Annotated in this window: 15 protein-coding genes; 4 read left to right on the top strand and 11 right to left on the bottom strand. The window is 29.3% G+C overall.

Going from position 1 to position 20,366, the window contains the following annotated elements:
* Positions 1 to 2: 2 nt before the first annotated feature.
* Both ABNT65_RS06430 and ABNT65_RS06425 read right to left on the bottom strand, forming a co-directional pair.
* Positions 3 to 947: a hypothetical protein gene (locus ABNT65_RS06430; protein WP_348747466.1), complete on the bottom strand. Its 945-nt coding sequence runs from the start codon at positions 945 to 947 to the stop codon at positions 3 to 5.
* Between the two features lie 5 nt (positions 948 to 952).
* Positions 953 to 3,994, bottom strand: coding sequence for a hypothetical protein (locus ABNT65_RS06425; RefSeq protein WP_348747465.1), 3,042 nt, complete (start codon positions 3,992 to 3,994; stop codon positions 953 to 955).
* Positions 3,995 to 4,160: 166 nt separating this feature from the next.
* Here ABNT65_RS06425 and ABNT65_RS06420 point away from each other — a divergent pair, with 166 nt between their 5' ends.
* Entirely contained in the window at positions 4,161 to 4,895 is a 735-nt protein-coding gene (locus tag ABNT65_RS06420) for a glycosyltransferase (protein WP_348702967.1), read from the top strand.
* Between the two features lie 292 nt (positions 4,896 to 5,187).
* On the opposite strand, the gene ABNT65_RS06415 is transcribed toward ABNT65_RS06420, so the two are convergent.
* From ABNT65_RS06415 to ABNT65_RS06390, 6 genes are all read right to left on the bottom strand, one after another.
* On the bottom strand, positions 5,188 to 6,921 hold the full coding sequence (locus ABNT65_RS06415) for an ATP-binding protein (protein WP_348702966.1): 1,734 nt from the start codon (positions 6,919 to 6,921) through the stop codon (positions 5,188 to 5,190).
* A complete protein-coding gene (locus ABNT65_RS06410) occupies positions 6,911 to 7,456 on the bottom strand; it encodes a heme NO-binding domain-containing protein (protein WP_348702965.1) in 546 nt (181 codons plus the stop codon). The genes ABNT65_RS06415 and ABNT65_RS06410 overlap by 11 nt, the downstream gene beginning before the upstream one ends.
* A 59-nt stretch (positions 7,457 to 7,515) precedes the next feature.
* Positions 7,516 to 7,917, bottom strand: coding sequence for a response regulator (locus tag ABNT65_RS06405; RefSeq protein ID WP_348702964.1), 402 nt, complete (start codon positions 7,915 to 7,917; stop codon positions 7,516 to 7,518).
* Between the two features lie 130 nt (positions 7,918 to 8,047).
* Positions 8,048 to 10,639: a DUF6923 family protein gene (locus ABNT65_RS06400; RefSeq protein ID WP_348747464.1), complete on the bottom strand. Its 2,592-nt coding sequence runs from the start codon at positions 10,637 to 10,639 to the stop codon at positions 8,048 to 8,050.
* Between the two features lie 152 nt (positions 10,640 to 10,791).
* Positions 10,792 to 12,006 carry an aspartate aminotransferase family protein gene (locus ABNT65_RS06395; protein ID WP_348747463.1) on the bottom strand — a complete coding sequence of 405 codons (1,215 nt, stop codon included), beginning with the start codon at positions 12,004 to 12,006 and terminating at the stop codon, positions 10,792 to 10,794.
* A 99-nt stretch (positions 12,007 to 12,105) separates the two neighbouring features.
* A complete protein-coding gene (locus tag ABNT65_RS06390; RefSeq protein WP_348738362.1) occupies positions 12,106 to 13,776 on the bottom strand; it encodes an OstA-like protein in 1,671 nt (556 codons plus the stop codon).
* 579 nt (positions 13,777 to 14,355) lie between these two features.
* Between ABNT65_RS06390 and ABNT65_RS06385 the strand changes: the two genes are divergently transcribed.
* The 3 genes from ABNT65_RS06385 (at position 14,356) to ABNT65_RS06375 (ending at position 16,912) form a co-directional block, all read left to right on the top strand.
* Positions 14,356 to 15,783 carry an aspartate aminotransferase family protein gene (locus ABNT65_RS06385; RefSeq protein WP_348747462.1) on the top strand — a complete coding sequence of 476 codons (1,428 nt, stop codon included), beginning with the start codon at positions 14,356 to 14,358 and terminating at the stop codon, positions 15,781 to 15,783.
* A gap of 34 nt (positions 15,784 to 15,817) precedes the next feature.
* Positions 15,818 to 16,240 carry a cupin domain-containing protein gene (locus ABNT65_RS06380; RefSeq protein ID WP_348702959.1) on the top strand — a complete coding sequence of 141 codons (423 nt, stop codon included), beginning with the start codon at positions 15,818 to 15,820 and terminating at the stop codon, positions 16,238 to 16,240.
* A 258-nt stretch (positions 16,241 to 16,498) separates the two neighbouring features.
* A complete protein-coding gene (locus ABNT65_RS06375; RefSeq protein ID WP_348702958.1) occupies positions 16,499 to 16,912 on the top strand; it encodes a hypothetical protein in 414 nt (137 codons plus the stop codon).
* A 145-nt stretch (positions 16,913 to 17,057) separates the two neighbouring features.
* Here the strand turns inward: ABNT65_RS06375 and ABNT65_RS06370 are convergent, their stop codons facing one another.
* The 3 genes from ABNT65_RS06370 to ABNT65_RS06360 form a co-directional block, all read right to left on the bottom strand.
* The gene (locus ABNT65_RS06370) at positions 17,058 to 18,413 is read right to left on the bottom strand and encodes a GH25 family lysozyme (protein WP_348747461.1); all 1,356 of its coding nucleotides are present in this window, start codon (positions 18,411 to 18,413) and stop codon (positions 17,058 to 17,060) included.
* A gap of 110 nt (positions 18,414 to 18,523) precedes the next feature.
* Entirely contained in the window at positions 18,524 to 18,760 is a 237-nt protein-coding gene (locus tag ABNT65_RS06365) for a hypothetical protein (RefSeq protein WP_348702956.1), read from the bottom strand.
* A gap of 71 nt (positions 18,761 to 18,831) precedes the next feature.
* Positions 18,832 to 20,340: a hypothetical protein gene (locus tag ABNT65_RS06360; protein WP_348702955.1), complete on the bottom strand. Its 1,509-nt coding sequence runs from the start codon at positions 20,338 to 20,340 to the stop codon at positions 18,832 to 18,834.
* Positions 20,341 to 20,366: the final 26 nt, after the last annotated feature.

The following is a 20,366-nucleotide window of genomic DNA, read 5'->3' as shown; positions in this document are numbered from 1 at the left end:
ACTTAATTATAAGTGATTGTTAATTTGTTGCTAGAGGCAAAACCTTCTACAAAAGCTTGAACTGTATAGGTCCTTTTTTTTGAAGGATGAACAAACTGTGAAATAGCAATACCATTATTGGTTTTCCCATAGGCTTTCATATGAGTATTACCAAATGTTAGATAAAAACTAACAAGAGTTCCGTTTTCTATTATATTGTTGTACTGATCTTTAATAATGGATGTTTTTAAGGTGGTTAACTCTTTTCCATCTGCTAGACTAGTATTTCTATCAAAGTCAATTGAAAAATTAGTAGGGTTGTTAGACAAAACAGTTATTTCTAATAATTTTGATTGAATAGAATCTGTATAAGCTTGAGTAAACAGTTTCCCTTTTTTAATTCTACTATATATGTTGTTGTAAGCTAATAATTCATTATGTTTTATTAATTTCTTAGTTGATTTATTTCTATAGGTCTCAACCGAGTAATAATCATTTTTATTAGGATTGTCGTAAATATCCATTGGAATCACTACTAGCATGGCAAAATCATCTTCAGAGGCTACTAGGTAAGGTGGGCCGCAATAGGTTTCTAATAAGTTAGTTTTATTTAATGGTTTTATAATTAAATTACCTTTTTCTAAAATTGTCTTATTTGATACAAGTGAATAAGTAAGAAAACCAGAAATATTGGAGAAAGATTTAGGAAGATTAAAAGTAGCTGTTTCCCCATTAACTATAGGTTTTATAATTGAGTTACCATAATCATTACTAATAAAAAGCAGAAGATTGTTTTTAGGAATGTTTGTTTTAGCACTTAAAAAAATTTTATTACTGGCAAATAAAGTATCAGGTTTATAAATCCATGAAAAAGAATTATGAACGTTTTTTTGTATAAAACCAGTTTCTTTTTCTTTCTTGCAAGAAAGAAGCAGTGTTATGTATAAAAGGATAACAATTAATCTCATAGTGTTTAATTACCTATAAAGTTAATGACTTGAAACTTTAGTTTAAAATTATTGTTTTGTAACATAATAGCTTTATTCTTTTCAAAGTTAAAGCCATCTAATCTATCAAAGGTTCCTTCTTCATTTTGAATACCATTTACATAACAATTATTAGTGGTACTTGTAATAGTTTTCACATTATGTTTTTGGACAGGTACATATTCAAAAAAACCTTTTCTATGTGGTCGAATACTTTCTTTTAAAAACAAATGATCTACCCAATGTAAAGTATCATTTTCATAGTAAGGAATCAATAGTTGTGGAATGGTAACTTCTTTGTTTCCTGCATTAAAAAGCATACCCGTAATTTTATTCTTAGAAGTATTCAAATCATTAATTTGTACCTGTTGATATAAGTTTTTAGTAGCTACGGTTGTACTTACATGTAGCACAAATTTTGTAGGAGTTTGTTTAAAGCGTTTAGCATGAAACTCTTTAGGATTAAAACTTAATTTATTTTTATTTGAGTTGATCCAGGCAATTTCTTCAAAATCAATCTTAAAAACAGTTTTTTCAAAAGGGTTTAAATAATGTTTATTTTCAAACTTAGAGCTGTAGGAAGCCAATTCTACATTATTTTCATCATATAGTATAGCTTTTAAGCTAATAGCTGAAGGAAAATAATCAATATTTTGAAGCTCTCCAATTATATGATATTGATTGTCCTTTTTTATTAGTTTAGCCTGATATATATATGCTATTGGTTGTGGTAAAATATCTTCATGATGTGTTTGTTGGGTTGTAATTTTTCGCCTTCCTTGATTATAAAATATGGTTTCAGTAGTATTGAAAAACTGATTAGAAGGTTTATAGGTGCTTGCCTTTTCTGGAATGATAACCCATTTATTTTTCTTTTTAATAGTTTTAATAATAGTGTTTTTATTTACTATTTCTAAAGGGGTAATCCATTTGGTTTTAGCTTTAATAAAAATGGTGTCCTCTTTTTTCTTTAAAATGGTAGTATTAATATTTTCTAGTTTGGCATAAGAACTTAATAAGCCATCAGAGACAGAGATTTCTAGCATAAATTGATCTAAAGGTTTACCAACATCTTCATCTAAATACGAATGAGCTTTGGTAAATTGTTTAAAGTCTAAGGCGTCATAATACGCTTTTACAACATTTTTAGGAGAGTAGTGAACTGTATTTTCTATGTAGAATAAATACATTCCATATATAAAGAAAAAGAATAGTAATAAATTCCAAGGAAGTAATACTAAAGAAAAACCTTTAGAGGTAGGTTGTATATTATTTTTACTTAGTACAATAGGATTTAAAAATAAAAAAGAAAATAAAAACCAGACAATATTAACAGATAAAATAGATATGGGGAAAAAAGACCAAATTAATTTTTGATACAAAGGAATGTCAATTTTAGGAAGAATATTAGCTAAAGGTTTTACATTCTTTTTTTCCCATACTATGATACCATTTTCTAATAAAGATATCTTTTCCCATCCTGTTAAAAATAAGATAGGATCGTAAAACTTATCATTTGAGAAAATATATTTTAAATTAAACTTTTCAGGATTAGCTAAAAATTGTTGTAAGGAACCGATTCCTTCAAAGCCTCTATACTTTGAATTTTCTAAGCGCTCAACAGCTTTAGTAGTAAGTTCAGGTAATCGTCTAGCAGAATGGTAGTTTCCATCTACAGATAATGCAGGTGTTTGAGAAGCTAACCACGCCATTTGATCTCCAAACCCTAACGTAAGATAACGCCATTTGTAATGCATATCTTGATTTAAAAAATTAACAATAGGAAGCATTTTTATGGCTCTGGGCTGTGAAGGTCTAAACTTTCCTATATTAAGAGTAAAAACGGCAAAAAAGACAAGTATGCTACCTAATAATAGAAAACAGGTTACATAATAAAACTTACCAAGTTTTTTGTGTAAATATACTTTATAGTCAGTTTTTATAAAGCGATAAAAAAATTCACCCATTATAGGGTAGCTCATAATAGCTGCCCAAAAGCTAAAACGATCTAGAGTTAAAATAGAAAAAGCATTTTCTCCTAAAATTATTTTTGGTAGGGGAGTTGTACCTCCAGTTCCTAATAAAAATAGCATAGATAATGAGATGCCAAAGAAAAGGAGTCTTTTGCTAAAAAAGCGATAAAATAAATAAGGTAACAAAACTAAAGTTACACCGTATGGAATAATGAAGAATACCAACCCAGAAGATAGTACTTCTAAAAAGTTATCACGAGAGCCGTGTGGAATAGGAACTTGAGTAATTGGATTTTTATTGATGTTAATCCAGTAAGGTAATATACTTACAATCATTAATAGGATGGAAGAGAAACTAAATATGAGAGTATGCTTTAATGATCTATAAAGTTCCTTTAGAAAAAACAATAAATCTATATTTTTATAATTACCTTTTTTAGCTTTAGCGTTGTCCATAATTGCTAAACCAAATAAAGGAAGTATAAAAAATACTATTCCAAAAATAGCAGTAACATGGTGTGAGCAGGTTATTAAACTCATTAATGATAACGAAGAAAATAAATAACGAAGCTTTTTAGTACGTAACCATTTGTAGGTTTCAGGAAGAGAATGCATTAATAGAGCAATACCAGTTAAAGAAGGTAATTGACCAAATAAATGAAGTGTTTCAATAAAAACAGAAGAGAATACAGCAAAAATAGCTGCAAACCCAGCATGGTTTTTATTTGAAGTAATTAACAAACTAAATCTATAGACTCCTGTAACAAATAATAGTATAACAATAAAAGTGAAACTGAATAAAGCAAACTTAAAACCACTTATAAATGATAAAATAGCTAATGTTTGATGTACTAGAGGAGGATAGCCCATAGTACTAAAACCTGTATACCATTTATAAGACCACGGTTCTTGCCAGTTATTCGCATAATGCTCAGCAAAAAATAAATGTATTAGAGCATCGTAACTTTGTTCTAGAGTATAGAAAATACTACTTCCATGAAATAATACTGCCATTCCTATGGCTAAGAAAAGGTATTTATTAGTAATTAATTTCATGATTAAAGTTGATTAATATTGTTATAATAAAGATAAGAAACATCGATGAAATACTAATCTATAGATAAATACTTCTTATCGATAGTAAATGTCTTACTAAACGATTTTACCCTGTAAACACTCTATCTCCACGCTACTTTTGGAGTGTATTTAAATCCCAGATATTATGAAAGTAGGTATTATCATTCCATGTTATAATGAAGAAAAGAGATTAAATCTTCAAGCTTTTAGAAAATGTTTAAGAGACTATACTGAATTTCATTTATGTTTTGTAAATGATGGCAGTAAAGACAATACATTAGAAGTGTTAAATAACTTTAAAGAAGAGTTTAGAAATAGAATTACCGTAATTAACATGAAAAAAAATCAAGGTAAGTCTGCGGCCATAAGAGTAGGAGCTCGTTTTTTCTACAGCCAAACAAAAATTGAATATGTAGGGTATCTTGATGCAGATTTATCTACAGACTTTGAAGATTTTGATGGCTTATTAAAGAGTTTAAAACAAAATAGAAAACTAATAATGGTATTTGGGTCAAGAAATTGTGGAAATCAAGATGTAAATAGAAGTGCTATGAGAAAAATGTTCTCGTCTATAGTAATGTTTTGTATACAAATGATTTTAGGGTTGCCTATAAAAGATACACAATGCGGAGCTAAAGTGTTTAGAAAGAAATACATACCAGTAATGTATAATTCTATATTTAAAAGTAGATGGTTATTTGATGTAGAGATGTTTTTAAGGTTGAAAAAACACTTTAATGGAAAAAATATAATGGAATATATAAAAGAACAACCTTTAAAGAAGTGGAATCATGTTGAAGATTCTAAATTAGGATTAAAAGATAGCCTGCAAATTCCTTTCAGATTAGCTAAAATATGGGTTGCATATAGTTTGAGCTAAGGTGTTTTGTTTCTCTCCAAAATAGCTCTTTAACGATGTAATCTTTAAAGAGTTTTTTTATGTTTTTAATTTTAAAAAAAAAGTATTTGAGATTTGTTTTTGTGTGTTTTATCGATATTTAAATGTGTTTCATCTATTTTATTTGAAAAAACAAGAATAAAGGTTAGGAATAATAATGAAAAATTAGTAAATTTAGGTAAAGTAAAAGAAATTTAAATTAAGAGATAAATTTTTGTTAGTAGTTTGTTTGTATTCCCCAATCAATTTGGAATAAGCCTCGTTAATTTAGTAATTAACGAGGTTTCTTTTTAAGTTTGAAAAAGAAAGTTGTTCCTTTTCCTTTTTCACTTTCCAGCCAAATTTTACCGTCATATAAATCTATTATTTTTTTAACAATAGATAAACCTATTCCTGTAGAGTTTTCGTTTGGATCTTCAAGGGTTTCGAAAACTTCAAAGATTTTGCTATGGTATTTTTTGTCAATTCCAATACCATTGTCTTTTATAGAAAAAGTATAGTGACTTTTATGTTCTTCAACATCTACAGTAACAATTCCTTTTTCTTTATGGGTATACTTAATAGCATTGCTTATTAAATTTTGAAAGAGTTGATGAAATTTAAACTTATCTCCATAAATAATAGGCAACGGATTTTTTATTTCCACAATAAAGTTTTCAGGAATAAAAATAGTGTCAATTATTTCATTAACAAGTTTATTTATATCTACCTTTTGATAGCCTTTATTCACTTTATCTATACTAGAGTATTTTAAAATACCATTAATTAATTGATCCATTCGGTCAATTTTATTGAATAAGGCATTAAAATTGGTTAAAGTATCTTCATCAAATTTTCCATCATTATCTTCTTGAATCCAAGAAAGTAGTGCAGAAATACTTCTTAAGGGAGATTTTAAATCATGAGAAACTACATGTGCAAAGTTTTTTAATTCTTCATTATTTTTTTCTAATTGATGTAATAAAACATTTTTCTCTTGTAAAGCCTTTTTTTCATTAATTAAACTAATAGCGCTATTAAACTGAGCAGAAGCAAGGCTTGCTATATTATTAAAAACTTCAACATGTTCTTCTGTAAAATATCCTTTTTTACTATGTTCAGAGTCAATTATTCCAATAACTTTATTATTAGCTATAATTGGCACAGTAAGCTCAGATAAACGTCTATATCCATCAACAATATACATTTTATTTTTAGTAGTATCGTTTACTAACTGATATTTACCTGTTTTCGCTGCGTTCCCTATAACACCTTTACCATAAGGAATACTTTTAAGGTCAATAATATTAAAGTTTTCAATAGGAATATTGGCATATGCCGCAATAGGTGTAAGCATATTGGTTTCATTATTCATTGCATACACTACACAATCTTCTAAGTTTAAATGATTAGCAGTGTTCTTGGCTATTTCCCAAGCAATTTCATGTAAGTCTCGTTTGCCTAAAATAGAAATGGAAAGCTGATTAAGAGCATTTAATAGACTAGTTTTATGCTCCATTTGTGTAACATCTTCAATTAGTGCAATTTGATATTTAACAGAACCATTAGTATTTCTTACAGCACTAACATTAACTCTACAAACAATAATATTACCATCTTTCTTTTTATACTTTTTTTTAAGTGCAAAATTGTCAATTTTTCCAGAATGTAATTGAGTAATTAACTTGGAAGATTCTTCATGATTGTCTTCATGTGATATATCTTTAATAGTCATTTGAATAAGCTCTTCTTCAGTATATCCAAGAAGTTGTATGAAAGCTTTGTTGACTTTAATTAATTGATGTTTTTGAGTTAGAACAATACCAAGAGAAGAATTATCAACAATTAATTTTAATTGAGAAGATTGCTCATTAAGCAAAGCTTCAATTGTGGTATTGTTGGCTATTAACTTTTGATTGATTTCATAGAGTTCTAACGATTTTTGTTCAAGTATCTCTTCAGCTTGTTTCCTTGCTTCGGTAGCTCTATGTAAGGCACGTTCTAAAATTTTTATTCGATCATTGGTCATTTCTTCTTAGGGTAAATAAAACTTTAGTTCCCTTATCATCTAATAGTTTTTTTTCAATAGAAGCGTTTTCACCATAATGTTCTATAGTTCTTTCCATGAGTCCTTCAGCAAAAGGATACATAGCTCTTTCAGAACGGTATTCAATAATGAGTTTATCTTTGGTTTCTTCGTGAGTTATAAAATAAGGAAGTTCAGCATCAGGATAAATTTTTCTAACATGAACATGAATGTGTTTTTCTATACCAGATATTAATCCAAAAGCCGTTTGGTAGTGGTTAAAAATATCAGGGTATCCTTTTTTTAGGGTGTTAAAAAAATAAAGTCCATAGGCGTGTATTAATGCAGGTACTTCTATATTGGTTTCTTGGCTTAAGCTGGTTATTAAACTTACCATTTCACCAAAATCATAAGTCCCTACTGTAGTATAGATTCCTCCTGATTTTAAGTTAGACTTGGTGATTATGGTATCAGCAGTTTCTAATCCGAATTTTTCTTCAACCATTTCTAAAAATCCGGTAAATACTATTCCTTTCATCTAGTTATTATTGGGGGATTAATCAATTTATTTACTAGTAATGAAAGATAGTAAAAAATTTATAAAGTAACTAATTCATTAACGGTCCAGTAATTAATAATCTTATCAATTAAGGCAACGTAGTCATTATAATGCAATGGTTTTACAACATAACCCGCAATGCCTATTTTGTAGGCATTTATCATATCTTGATGATTATTGGATGTAGAAAAAACTACAGTTGGTACAAATTTTAAGTTTTCATCAGCACGCAAAAGCGATAAAAATTCTAGTCCATTCATTTTAGGCATATTTAAGTCTAAAAGAATTAAATTAGGAATTACTTCTTTGCACTTCGCTAAAGCTTCTTCTCCATTACTAGCTTTCATTACATTGTGTTGCAAGTCTAGCTTCTTTAAAGCTCTGTCAAACTTTAACTTTTCTATTTCGTCATCCTCTACTAATAAAATATTTAAACTCATAATTTCGTGTACGAAGGTTTTTAGCGTTAAACAAATATATTTTATTTATATTAAATATAGTTTATTAGAAGATAGTAACAGCTTATGTATAGGTGAATGGTTAATTACTATCGTTAAATGGTAATTGAGATTATTCTATAATTAATTTTCCTGATAGCATTAGTGTTGAACTCTTAATGTTGAATAAGTAGATACCCGAGGAAAAGTTATCTCTAGAGAAAGGGATTTTATTTTCTCCATTTTTAAGTAATATTTCTTTATTTAAAATCACTTGTCCTAGTTTGTTATAAAGTGTAAAACTACTACTTTCAGAGGTATTACTAGTAAAGTAAATCATTGTTTTTGTGCGTACAGGATTAGGTGTTATTTTTAAGTTATTGTCACTACTATTGGTAAATGAATTTGAACTTAGCGTAGTAGTATTAGTAAGTTTTAATTCATTAATAGTTATTTCTTTATTTTTCTCTAATCCATCATTAGAAACCATGGTAAAAACTATGGTAACAACATCGTTAAATAATACTATATTTTCAGAAGGAGAGGTAAAGTTTTCAAAAGGTATATTATAATTAGCCAATTCAGGAGATAAGTTAACAGTGGCTACATGTTGATTTTCCCAAACATTGATACTGTTTTTTATAAATCTAATCTCAAGTTTACCGGTTCCTTTAGCCTGAAATTGTAAGCTTTTATAATTAGAAATATCCATAGGCTTAAATCGAGGAGTGAAAGCTTTATAAACCGATATGTATTCTTTTGTTGTAGCTTTCAATTCAATGTTTCTTTCAATAGCGTATTCATCTATAGCCACTTGTTTATTGTTGGGATTTACATTAAATAATGCAACTTGAGTACTTGTAGCAGCATCATCAATTCCCCATGGGCCATCTGAAAGAAATAAATCATCAGGAGTTTGTGTACCATCACCAATTCTAAAACCAATATCAAATAAGTTGCCTGTATTTACAGTTACATTTGTCATGTATTTTTTATCAAGGTTAATAGTTGAAGACATTTGAGATAATTCACTGGTTTCTGTTTGTTTAAAACCAGCATCAAATAGGATGTTTTTACTTGCATTAACATTTACAATATCTAGATTTAATTGCCCATTTTTGTAGACTCCTTTTCTAACAAATACAGGAGGTGGTGAAGATAAACTATAACTATTAATTGTTTTTTTTACATTTAAAAGTTTAATAATTTCCTCGCCAAGTAAAGCTAAATTGTCTACTGTATTTGACCATACTTGAAAATTATAATAATTAACATTTTTAGTGTATTTGTCTAAATTCCAGTGACTATCAATACTGAATTCTTCTCCATTTGTTTCGGTTTTTGCAGATAAACTAAGAACAAATTCAATACCTCCGTCTACATTTTTTATGATTGATTTTATAAAATTATGTCCCTGTATATTTATTGTTGAAACAGATAAAAGTTCAGCTCCTAGTAGACGGTCACAGATATACTTAGTATGCTCATAAACACCTTTTTCAGTTTTAATAGCTAATATTGAAGCAATGGTTTCACCTGATTTTTGATAATCAACAGATAATATATCTGTAGCATTAGTAATTGCAATTAGGTCTTTTGGACTAGACTCAATAACTTCATCTTCAAAAATTACACCTAAGGGAATAAAATCATTTAAAGTGATGGTTTTATTTTTTATGTTTTTTCCATAAGAACTACTTTTTGAAATTCTTTTTGCTTTGTTTTTGTTGAATTTATAGTTCGATTTAATACGATTAAAATTACGTTTATTGATTTGTTGTGATAATCTATCGTTACTCTCAAGACCTCCTTCGTTACCACTAGTTGTAGGAGCTTCTATTGTAGGACAAGAGGCTACTCCTGAGCAAGAAGGATCATCACAATCAACCAAACCATCCCCGTCATCATCAAATCCATTAGAACAGTCTTCCATAGGCACAGGAGCCGTAGGACATCTAGCTCCATCATTACTAGAGCTTGATGGACCGAAAGCAAAAATATTAGAGTTAATAGTACTTCCGTTAGTTAAATTGGTAACTTCATTAATAATATATACAGTGCCTGTTTGATTTGCTGATACATAAAAATTTCCCATATTATCAAAATAAACAGCACCGTAAGTGTAATTTAAACCTGATAAGATGGGAACTTCCCCTAAATTCTCTACAATTCCTGTAGTAATATCTATTCTATAAAGTTTATTTGTTCCTTTCTCAACGGTATATAAAAGATTATCTAATGCATTAAAAGCCCAATCATGTACAACAATTCCTTGAGATAAAGTGCCAGTACCTAATGAAGTTAAGTAGCTGGGTGATGTAGGATCTAAATCAATAATGTAATAAGTATTGTTGCCGGCTTTTAAATAATAAATGCCTTCATAACTTACATCTCCAATATATCTATTGGATGTTGGTAATGCATCAATGGTGTAAATATCTACAGAAAAATTTTTACCAACTCTTACTATTGTCTTTTCAGGATAACTTAAAGATCCCCATATATAACCATCTTTAGGGTTGTATCCAGTAGCATTAATGTTTCCTGCTGTTATATCAGTGGCAACCTCGTAAGAAGAGCCAGAAGCTAAATCAACCGCAAATACATCATTTCTTTGAAATAAATAAGCATGATAATCACAATTAAAAGGCTCTTGAGAAAAAGTATTTGGGAGTGATATAATTAATAGGAAAAGATAAGTTATAAAAGATTTTAAATTATGCATGTCACTACTTTTTATTGATTGGTAGTGTAAAATTACATGCTAATAAAGCTTTAAAAAGATAAAATGGATTGGTTAATAATTAACTATAGATGAATGGAGTTTACCTACAGTTAAATAGATGAAAAATAAGGTATCTTAGAGTTAAAACTCAGTTATTCTTCTTCTTCTTGGCTAGATTGATTTTGATTATCAATAGCGTTTAAGGCATTTAATAAAATAGTGCAGCCTATTTCTATTTCAGAATCACTAATGGTTAATGGAGGTGTAATTCTAATAGCTTTTCCTTCAAAAAGTAGCCAAAATAAAATTAAACCTTCTTTAAGGCAATTTAAAATGACATTACTAGCAATTTCACTTGATGCTACTATAGCAGCTAACATTAATCCACGACCTCTAATCTCTTTAATTTTTGAGTGTTTTTCTAAAAGTTTACGAATTAACTTTTCTTTTCTTAAAGTTTCTTTAGTTAAATTAGCATTTGTTATTTCCTCAATAGTGGCTAAAGCTGCAGCTGCAATTACAGGGTGTCCACCAAAAGTAGTTATATGTCCTAGTTTAGGGTTCTCTTTTAAGGAGCTCATAATTTCATGTGAACTAATAAATGCACCAATAGGCATTCCTCCGCCCAAACCTTTTCCTGTTATAATAATATCTGGTATTACTTTATAGTTTTCAAATCCCCAAAAAGTACCTGTTCTACCAATACCAGTTTGAATTTCATCTAAAATTAGTAATGCACCTACAGCTTTACATTTCTCTTTTACTTTAGTTAAATAACCATTAGTTGGTTCTATAAAACCAGCGCCACCTTGAATAGTTTCCAATATAACTGCTGCAGTTTTAGTAGTTATTTGCTCTAAATCAATTTCATTATTATAGGTTATAAACTTAATTCCAGGTATTAAGGGGCGATAAGCTTGATTTTGCTTTTCAGAACCACAAACACTCATAGCACCTTGTGTATTGCCATGATACGAATTTTTAGCACTGATAATTTCACTCCTTCCTGTAAAACGTTTTGCTAGTTTTAAAGCACCTTCTGTTGCTTCTGTTCCTGAGTTAACTAAATAAACAGAAGATAAATCATCAGGTAATGTAGCTACTATTTTTTTACACAGTTCTAATTGAGGTTTTTGTATAAACTCACCATAAACCATCACATGTGTGTATAAAGATAACTGGTCTTTAATGGCGCTATTTACTTTAGGATGATTATGGCCTAAACTGTTTGCAGAAACACCCGCTACAAAATCTAATAATTTATTACCTGAGGTATCATAAATATAATTACCATAGGCATGCGAAATTTCAATAGCTAAAGAATGTGGTGTAGTCTGTCCTTGGTGTTTAAAAAAATCCTCCTTCATTAAAATATAAGTTTAGGTTATATGTGCTATGAAAAAGTTAGATAGAGTAGTAGATTTTACCCTTTATCTTAGTTTTCCCTTTGAGCAATATAGCAATATTTACTCTTTTTTAAAATTATATTTAGGAGAAGTTTTTTTCTTTAAGCTTTCTTTTGTGAGTTGCTCTTGAGCTTTTAATACATCTTTATTAATTTTTTTATCAGTAGTACCCTTGTTAGAAGTAGTAGTCTTGAGGTCATCTTTTTTAATTGTTGTAGGAGCATCGTCTATAAATATATCTTCCATAGTTAATGGTTGCTCATTGCCACGCCAAATAAACCCTCTAAACTTTTTTTCATCTTTTGGAAACTCAGAAGGAGGAAAAGTTTTTCCTTCAGATTTCTTAAAATATTTAGTTTCTATTATCTCATTATCTTCTAAAGTAAATTCAATATCACTAGCAATTTCTTTAGTAATTGTTTCTAGTTTTTGGGTATCATCATCTCTACTAAAGTATAAAGATTCAGCATTCCCTTTAACTAACATCGTTTTAATTTCATTTTTAATGAACTTTCCATAAATATTACGACCTTTAATTTGATTGTAATCATCAATAGCTAAGGAATCTTTTTGAATAATAAAAGAGTTTTGTATTACAAATAAAGAATCTAGTTTGTTCGTTTTTTTCTCAGATAATAGATGAATACTATCACCAGTAATCTGACTTTTACCTGACCATAGAATAGGGTTTTTAAACATTTTAGTTAACCCAGTAACTTGACTTGTATGGATAGAGTCACATTTACCTTGTAAGTCAGATTTAAAAATTTTCACATCATTAAAAATCCTAACAATTCTTTTTTCAGGTTTTCCAGTGATTAAAATTTTATCACCATGAATATACATAGAGTCTTTCTGATGTTCAGAAATGGCTACGGCTTTTTTAATGATAAAAATAGAGTCTTTTTCCTCATATAGTTCAGCATAATTACCTTTAGTAACCATGTTTTGAAGCGTATCAATTACTTTAATATTATTGGTAGCAGAAGCAAACCCTTTTCTTTTATCGTAGTATAAACTATCACCTTCAACTGTCCTATTCTTTAAAAATAACTTGGCTCTTTTAACAAAATAAGAAACTTCAGTATTAGTATCGTAAAAACCTCTTTCTGAATAAATTTTTGTACTATCTTTTAAATTAGTAATAGTACTAGGGCCGTATAGGTATGCTAAACTGGAGTTAGTATAATAATCTAGATGTTCTGATTCTAAATGATTTTTAGTATTTACCACAGTTACTTTAGATTTAGCAGTAAACTTTTTATCTTCTAAAAAATAAGTGCCACGTAAGCTTTTAAGTGTGTTTTTTTTATCTTTTATAGTAGCACCATGCTCATAATATAAAACTTGTGCTTTTCTATCAAAATGAAGTGTGTCTGTAGTCATTTTCATTTCTTTATCATTTACCTCAACATTACCCCATGATTTAGCTTTTTTGGTGTTACCATTATAAATGGCGTAATCAGAATATTGAATAATACTATCTCCTTGTTCAATAACTACTTCTCCAGCTGCTTTAAATAAATTTTTCTTTTTATACAATAAAGCGCGTTTACAGTCTAAAGTAGCTCCTTCATGAGCTATTTTAACATCACCAATTAAAATAGTAGCACCAGGATATTTTTCTTCATCTGCTTCTGAAAACTGACTAGAAAGTACTTTGATTTTTTTGGTTTGAGAAAAACCTTGAACAGCTAAAAATAAAAATGTAAGGATGAATAGTCTTTTCAAAATAAAACTTTTAATGCGCAAAAATAAGGAAAAGAACATGCCAAAAACCTTAAGAAGAAGATAAAAATTGAAATACTCGAAAGCATTGGGTCATGCTAAATGAATTAAAAAGAAAAAGAAGCTGTCCTTTTTAAGGAAAACTTCTTTTTACTTTAAACAAATCAAAACTATATAAAAATGAAAAAATGAAATTTTATGTAAAAGTAATAGAGTAGTTAGTTTTTATTTTTGAGTTTTAGGTGATTCTTAAAAAACTATAGGTGAATGGTATGTATAGATCGATGAAATAAAAATAGATGGAGTTAGAGGATGTTTAAAGAGTGTTTTTAAAATAAAAAAGAAGTAAATCCCCCCGGATGTACTTCTTTAAAACTATTTAAAAACTATAAAAATGAAAAATAAACTAGAAAGTTTATGCTTCAAAGGTACTTTAGAATTAAAGCTTTAATGGTTTGAAATAGTTGAGAATAGGTAAAACTATCGGTGAATGGTATCTTATGCTAGATGAAATGAAAATGAAAACCAATAAAAAGGAAGGAATTATCTTAATTTTGCAGAAAACATAAAAATACAGAGAATATGAGTGCTCATTTTGATTTATCAAAAGAAGAAATGAAATCTTACGGATATAAAATAGTTGATATAATAGCTGAACATTGGGCTACTTTAGAAGATAAAAAACCAGTAGTAAGTGCAAGTAGGAAAGAAATGGATAGTGTTTTTTTACAAGAAGCACCAAATGAAGGAATGCCTGCAGAAGAAGTTTTAGAATTTGTCATGGATAATGTAATACCTAACAGTACAGTAATATCACATCCTAAAGCTTTTTCTTTTGTGCCAGGACCAAGTAACTTTGTTAGTACAATGGCAGATACATTAGCAACTGGATTTAATATTTTTTCAGGAGGTTGGATGGTATCTCCTGCAGCGGCAGAGTTAGAGATAGTCACGATGAATTGGTTATTAAAAATGTATAACTTTCCTGTAGAACAGGGAGGTGGTATTTTTACTAGCGGTGGATCTATGGCAAATTTAACAGCTTTGGTAACTGCTCGTAGAATAAAATGTGGAGATGATTTTTCAAAAGCGGTAATTTATTTATCTGATCAAGCGCACTCATCTAATATTAAGGCTATTCGTGTATTAGGGTTTAAAAAAGAGCAAATACGAGTGTTGCCAACTGATCTAGAATTTAGAATAAGTATTAATAAATTAAAAAATGCGATAGCAAAAGATCGATTGGAAGGATTACAGCCATTTTGTTTTATTGCTTCAGCAGGAACAACTAATACAGGAACGGTTGACCCACTAAATGATATTGCTGATATTTGTGAAGAAGAAGACTTATGGATGCATGTTGATGGTGCTTATGGTGGTGCTGCAATTTTAGCTGAAAAAGGAGCTAGAGCATTACGAGGAATTGAAAGAGCAGATTCGTTAACAGTAGATCCCCATAAATGGTTTTTTCAACCTTATGAAATAGGATGTTTATTAGTTAAAGATGCTTCTTGGTTAAGTGGAACTTTTAGCGAAAAACCAGAATATTTAAGAGATATTGAAGGGAATGAGTCTGAAATTAATTTTTATGATTATGGGATTCAATTAACTAGACGTTTCCGTGCTTTAAAGTTTTATATGTCTATAAAAACATATGGATTGGATACCTTTAAAAAAGCGGTAACTTATAATATAAATTTGGCAGATGAAGTAGAAAAAATGTTACGTAAAAGTAGAAATTGGGAAATTATATCGCCAGCAACTTTAGCAGTAATCAATTTTAGATATAATCCAATTGGGCTTAATTTATCAGAAGAAGAGTTAGATAAATTAAATCAGCAAATATCACAAAAGGTGATGGAGTCTAGAGAGGCATTATTGGTAACTACTGTACTAAATAAACAAGTGGTATTACGTATGTGTTTAATTAACCCGAAAACAACTTTTGAAGATGTAAAAAACACCTTTTTGTTATGTAACTCTTTTGCAGATGAAATTTTGAATAAATAACTTTTTTAAGGAGTTGTAACAAATGAAAATACTAATGAGAATAAAGTTTGTAATTGGCTATTTAATTGTAATTACATTGTTGGGGTGCAAACAAAGTACAGAAGGTATTACAAAGATACAAGTAACTGAACTAGCTAAAACTTCCAGAAGTTGGAATGGAACTGATTTACCAACTTATCCAGAAGGTACTCCAGAAGTTACGGTGTTAAAAATAGAAATTCCACCTAAAACAAAGTTAAAGTGGCATAAACATCCAGTGATTAATGCAGGAGTACTTTTAAAAGGAGAGTTAACAGTTATTAGCCGTAAAAAAGATACACTATACCTAAAAGCAGGTGATCCAATAGTTGAATTGGTAAATCAATGGCATTATGGAGAAAATAAAGATATTGTTCCTGCTGAAATAATAGTTTTTTATGCAGGAATAAAAGATAAGCCTATAACAGTAATTGAGTAGGTTAATTAATGGAATAAATAATATTTAAGAAATAAATATAAAAATCGTTTGAAATGCAGTTTTAAACGATTTTTTCATTTCTAGGATGTATGGACGTTTCTGTAAGTTATTATTTTTTAATTCATAGAGCTTAGTTTTTCATAGCAGATAACCAGTAAGAAATATTGTTTGCTCAGTTTTTTTGAAAAAAAATGACAAATATTTTAAACTTTTTAACAGAAATAAGGTCTAATAACTAAATAATAAAAACAAAAGCGTATGAGAACACTAATGATATATGTATTGGTATTAGGATGTATTGTAAATATAAACGCTTTTACCCAACCACAAAAGGTAGAGACTAAAAGACCAAAATCATGGACTCTTATTGGCAGTAGACAAATAAATTGGGTGCCTGAAATTGATGTAATTCATGTAGGAAAAACCAAGGGTAAGTTTTCTAAACTAAAAATAAAGGTAACTGGAGGTGCTATTCATATGACAAAAATGGTAGTGACTTATGGCAATGGAAGAAAAGATTTAATTCCATTGAAATATATGTTTAGAAAAGGATCTGAATCAAGGGTGATAGATTTAAAAGGAGGTAGACGCGTAGTGAAAAATATAGCTTTTGTATACGATAGAAAGCATAAAGTACGTAAAGCTAGGATTTGGGTAGCTGGTAGGCGTTAAAAATTTCATAGATTAGAAGGGTGATTAAACTATTTAGTTAGTTTTTTCAAATGTTAAAAACTCGGGTTTTATATTGAAGCCTGAGTTTTTTGTTTTAATCGTTTTAAAGTAAAAAACCTTAATTCTAATTAAAAAAAGATACTTTCTACTTTAAATTTACATTGTAAACATTTAAGTCCGATAGATGCGAATTAATAGAAAAGGTGGATGTTTTTTGCCAAAGTATCCAGCCTTTAGTTCGCCAAACTATTGGAATTTTTGGAGCAACAGAAGAATCATAATCAGCAATCCAAAGTCCGTATTTAGCAAAACGTTTATCGGTTAAATGAGCATTAGCATAATAATAACTAGAGTAAATCATAGGTGTAACACCAGACAAGTTTTCCAAATGCGTTAAAAAACTAAGTAAGTTTTTTTGAATATTTTCATCATCAGTTATTGAACTAGCGCTCTCAATATCTACAATAGGAGGGAAGTCTTTGTTTTTTCTATTTTTAATATGTTTCCAAAAAAAAGAAGCTTGTTCTACAGGGCTATCTTTTGTGATATAAAAGTGATAAGCGCCTCTTTTTAATTGAAGTTCCGAAATTCGTTGCCAATTGTATGTAAATTTTGGGTCTGTAAGTGTTACACCTTCGGTAGCTTTACATATAATAAAACCAAGGCTATCTGGTAAAGTAGTATTTAAAATAGTACCATTCCACCTAGAGACATCAATACCATATTTTTTTTGTACTGGTTTTGTTTTTGATGATAAGGATTTTGTAGCTATATGATTTGTTATTGAATCATATTTTTGAAGTAACTGTTTGGTTTTTTTATGATGATGATTAAAAAAAAATGATGAAATAGAAAGCAGTAATAATGCAGGAATCCATATTAAAAGAGTATGCTTATACTTTTTGAAAAAAGAAATTTGAGGTTCAATAATTTCAGGCTTTTTGGGCTCAGTATAAGGTACAGTTTCCGGTATTTTTTCTTTAAGGAGTTCAAAAATTTTATCAGAAACAATAAGTTTTCCAACCATGTTTTTAATGATAAAAAAACTATCATTAAATTGGATTCCTTTATAAACAATAGTATTGGTATTATCTCTTATTTCTTCAGGTTTAGCACTGTACCAACCATGTGCATTTAAAATAAGTTTAGTATGCTCAATTTTAGGATTATCAAATTCATTACTAATAAAAAACATACGTTCCCTTAAGTAATGCGAATCTCTAAAAATTGAAATAATTCCTTTAGTATTTAAATAATCTAATAAAGCAACTAATTGACTTAATTCTTGAATGGCAATCTTCTTTTTTTCATTATTGTTATAAATTTCAACAGTTAAAAAGTACATTGCGTATTGCTCATTAAGCTGAACAATTAAAGCCTTACCTAATGATTTGTTGAAGAAAATACTTTCTAAAAAACGTTTTAAGTCAATAATACCATCCTTATGAAAGGCACTAATTTCCTGTAGCATTTTCTTATCAAAATCATTAAAAGTTTTCAATCCTAATAAATTTTTAAATTAATATTTTTTGTGTTATTCATTTAAATAGAAATAAGTAGCACTAACAATAGGTTACTACTACTTGAATACGTTATGTTAAAAAATATTTTTTAAGCTTTAACCCATTTGTTATCCTTCCACTTGAATAGTTTTCCGTTGGCTGGTTTATTTTGATTAGATTGAAAATGTCCTTCTCTAATATGTGTTGCTCCTTGTGAAGTTAAATAGGCTTTAACATCTATGGTAAATTGATTAGATTGATCGTGGTTATGAGCTCCCATTTCTCCATAACAAAGAGAGTCACCAGGACCATCATACGTGAAGTTTTGTACATAATATTTAGGCATAATAGTATCGTTTTTAAACCAGTTCTTAGTTGTTAAAACTAAGAACTGGTGTTTGGTTAGTATGGTTTATATTATGAGTCAGATGAATCTGATGAATCCGAAGAACTTGAGCTACTTCCAGATGAAGTATCTGCACTATCATCAGCCGCACCAGCTTTATTAAATTTATTAGGGTAATATTTAGCCAACCATGCTCTGGCAATTTCAGATTGGGTAACTGGTTTTAGATAATAGTTGATAGGAACACCAATATTATTACCTCCTTCGATACATTTGTTTATATAATCTTCTAAAGCAGTCATCATAGAGTTAGTGTCAATAATTTGATTTTGACCATCGTCAATTTCAGAAACCCCACTCAAAGTTGCAGAAATGGTAGCATTCTTTAACTGAATCATTTGTTCACCTGTTCTTGCAGCAGTCGCAGCTTCACCAACGGTATTATTTTCACTAGCGGTAGCACCTTGTAAAGTAGCTAACTCTTCCATAGATTTTTTAGGGTCAAAATCTGTAAAAGACTGTACAGCCATTTTTACTTGGTTTGATTTTATAGATGGAATAATTCCCATAGTAATCAACGTAGCATGAGAAGTAACATTTTGTGTACTTAATAAGTTTTTAGCACTGTTTGAAAAAGTAGAACTAACACCAAATCCACCAGTACCAGAAGCAAACCAACCTCCAATATCAAAAGTCTCTTGTAAAGATGCAGCAACAGACTCCATACTTTGAGAAGATTCTGATTCTGTAGTATTTAAAACGTGAACCATTCCTACAAAAGAAGAACCATAAGTAGCACCAGATAATAAATTAAAAGATTTATCACCTCTAGTATCCGATTTAGCTTCAATTTCAGCAATGGATCCAGGACTGTTGGTATTAATCATGTTGTCAGGATACATTGAGTTCCAAACTCTAACCGCTTTATCTACATCTAAAATATAAGGAGCAAATACTTGAGCATTTTTATGCGTACAAGTAATGGTAATAACCATAGTTCCAGCAATACTATGAAGTGAGTGTTGGCTGTTCATTTGTGCTTGTGCAGAAGCAGAAGCTTGAGAAGATCTTCCTTCTCCAAAAATACTTAAAGACTCACTAACAAAAGAGGCTACAGTTGCCGCATGACTTGCAGAGCTTTGTGAATTTTGATCAAATGAAAAATATTGAGAGTTCATTTGTAAAGAATCTGATGAAATGGCTAATTCCTTTAATTGACTTTTGTTATAATCAATAGGACTTTCAACACTTTCGTTAACTGCATTCATTTTAGCTTTTAAAGGTTGAATAGCTTTTTCTGAAGCAATCTTTGCCTTTGCATATTGTACAACAGCTGCTTTTATTTGGTCTCCAACTTGGTTAGATTCAGCAATTACATCATCGGCATCAATACCCATTCCAATCATTTCTTGAATGGTCATGTCAATACTTCGTTTTAAAGCAATTAAAGAATTTAATTCACTTTCAGCACTATCAGCAGGAGCTTGTAACTTAGAAATTTGAACAATGTTTTGTAATTTTTCTTGTGTGACGATATTTCCCAAAACCAAGGAAGGATCGTATGGAATCGTAGATGGCATACGTATAGTTTTTAAGTTTGAATGTG

The organism is Tenacibaculum sp. 190524A02b, assembly GCF_964036645.1.
Lineage (GTDB): Bacteria > Bacteroidota > Bacteroidia > Flavobacteriales > Flavobacteriaceae > Polaribacter > Polaribacter vairaonense.
The sequence above is the reverse complement of the archived record's forward strand: the minus strand, read 5'-3'. Positions and strand labels throughout refer to the sequence as shown.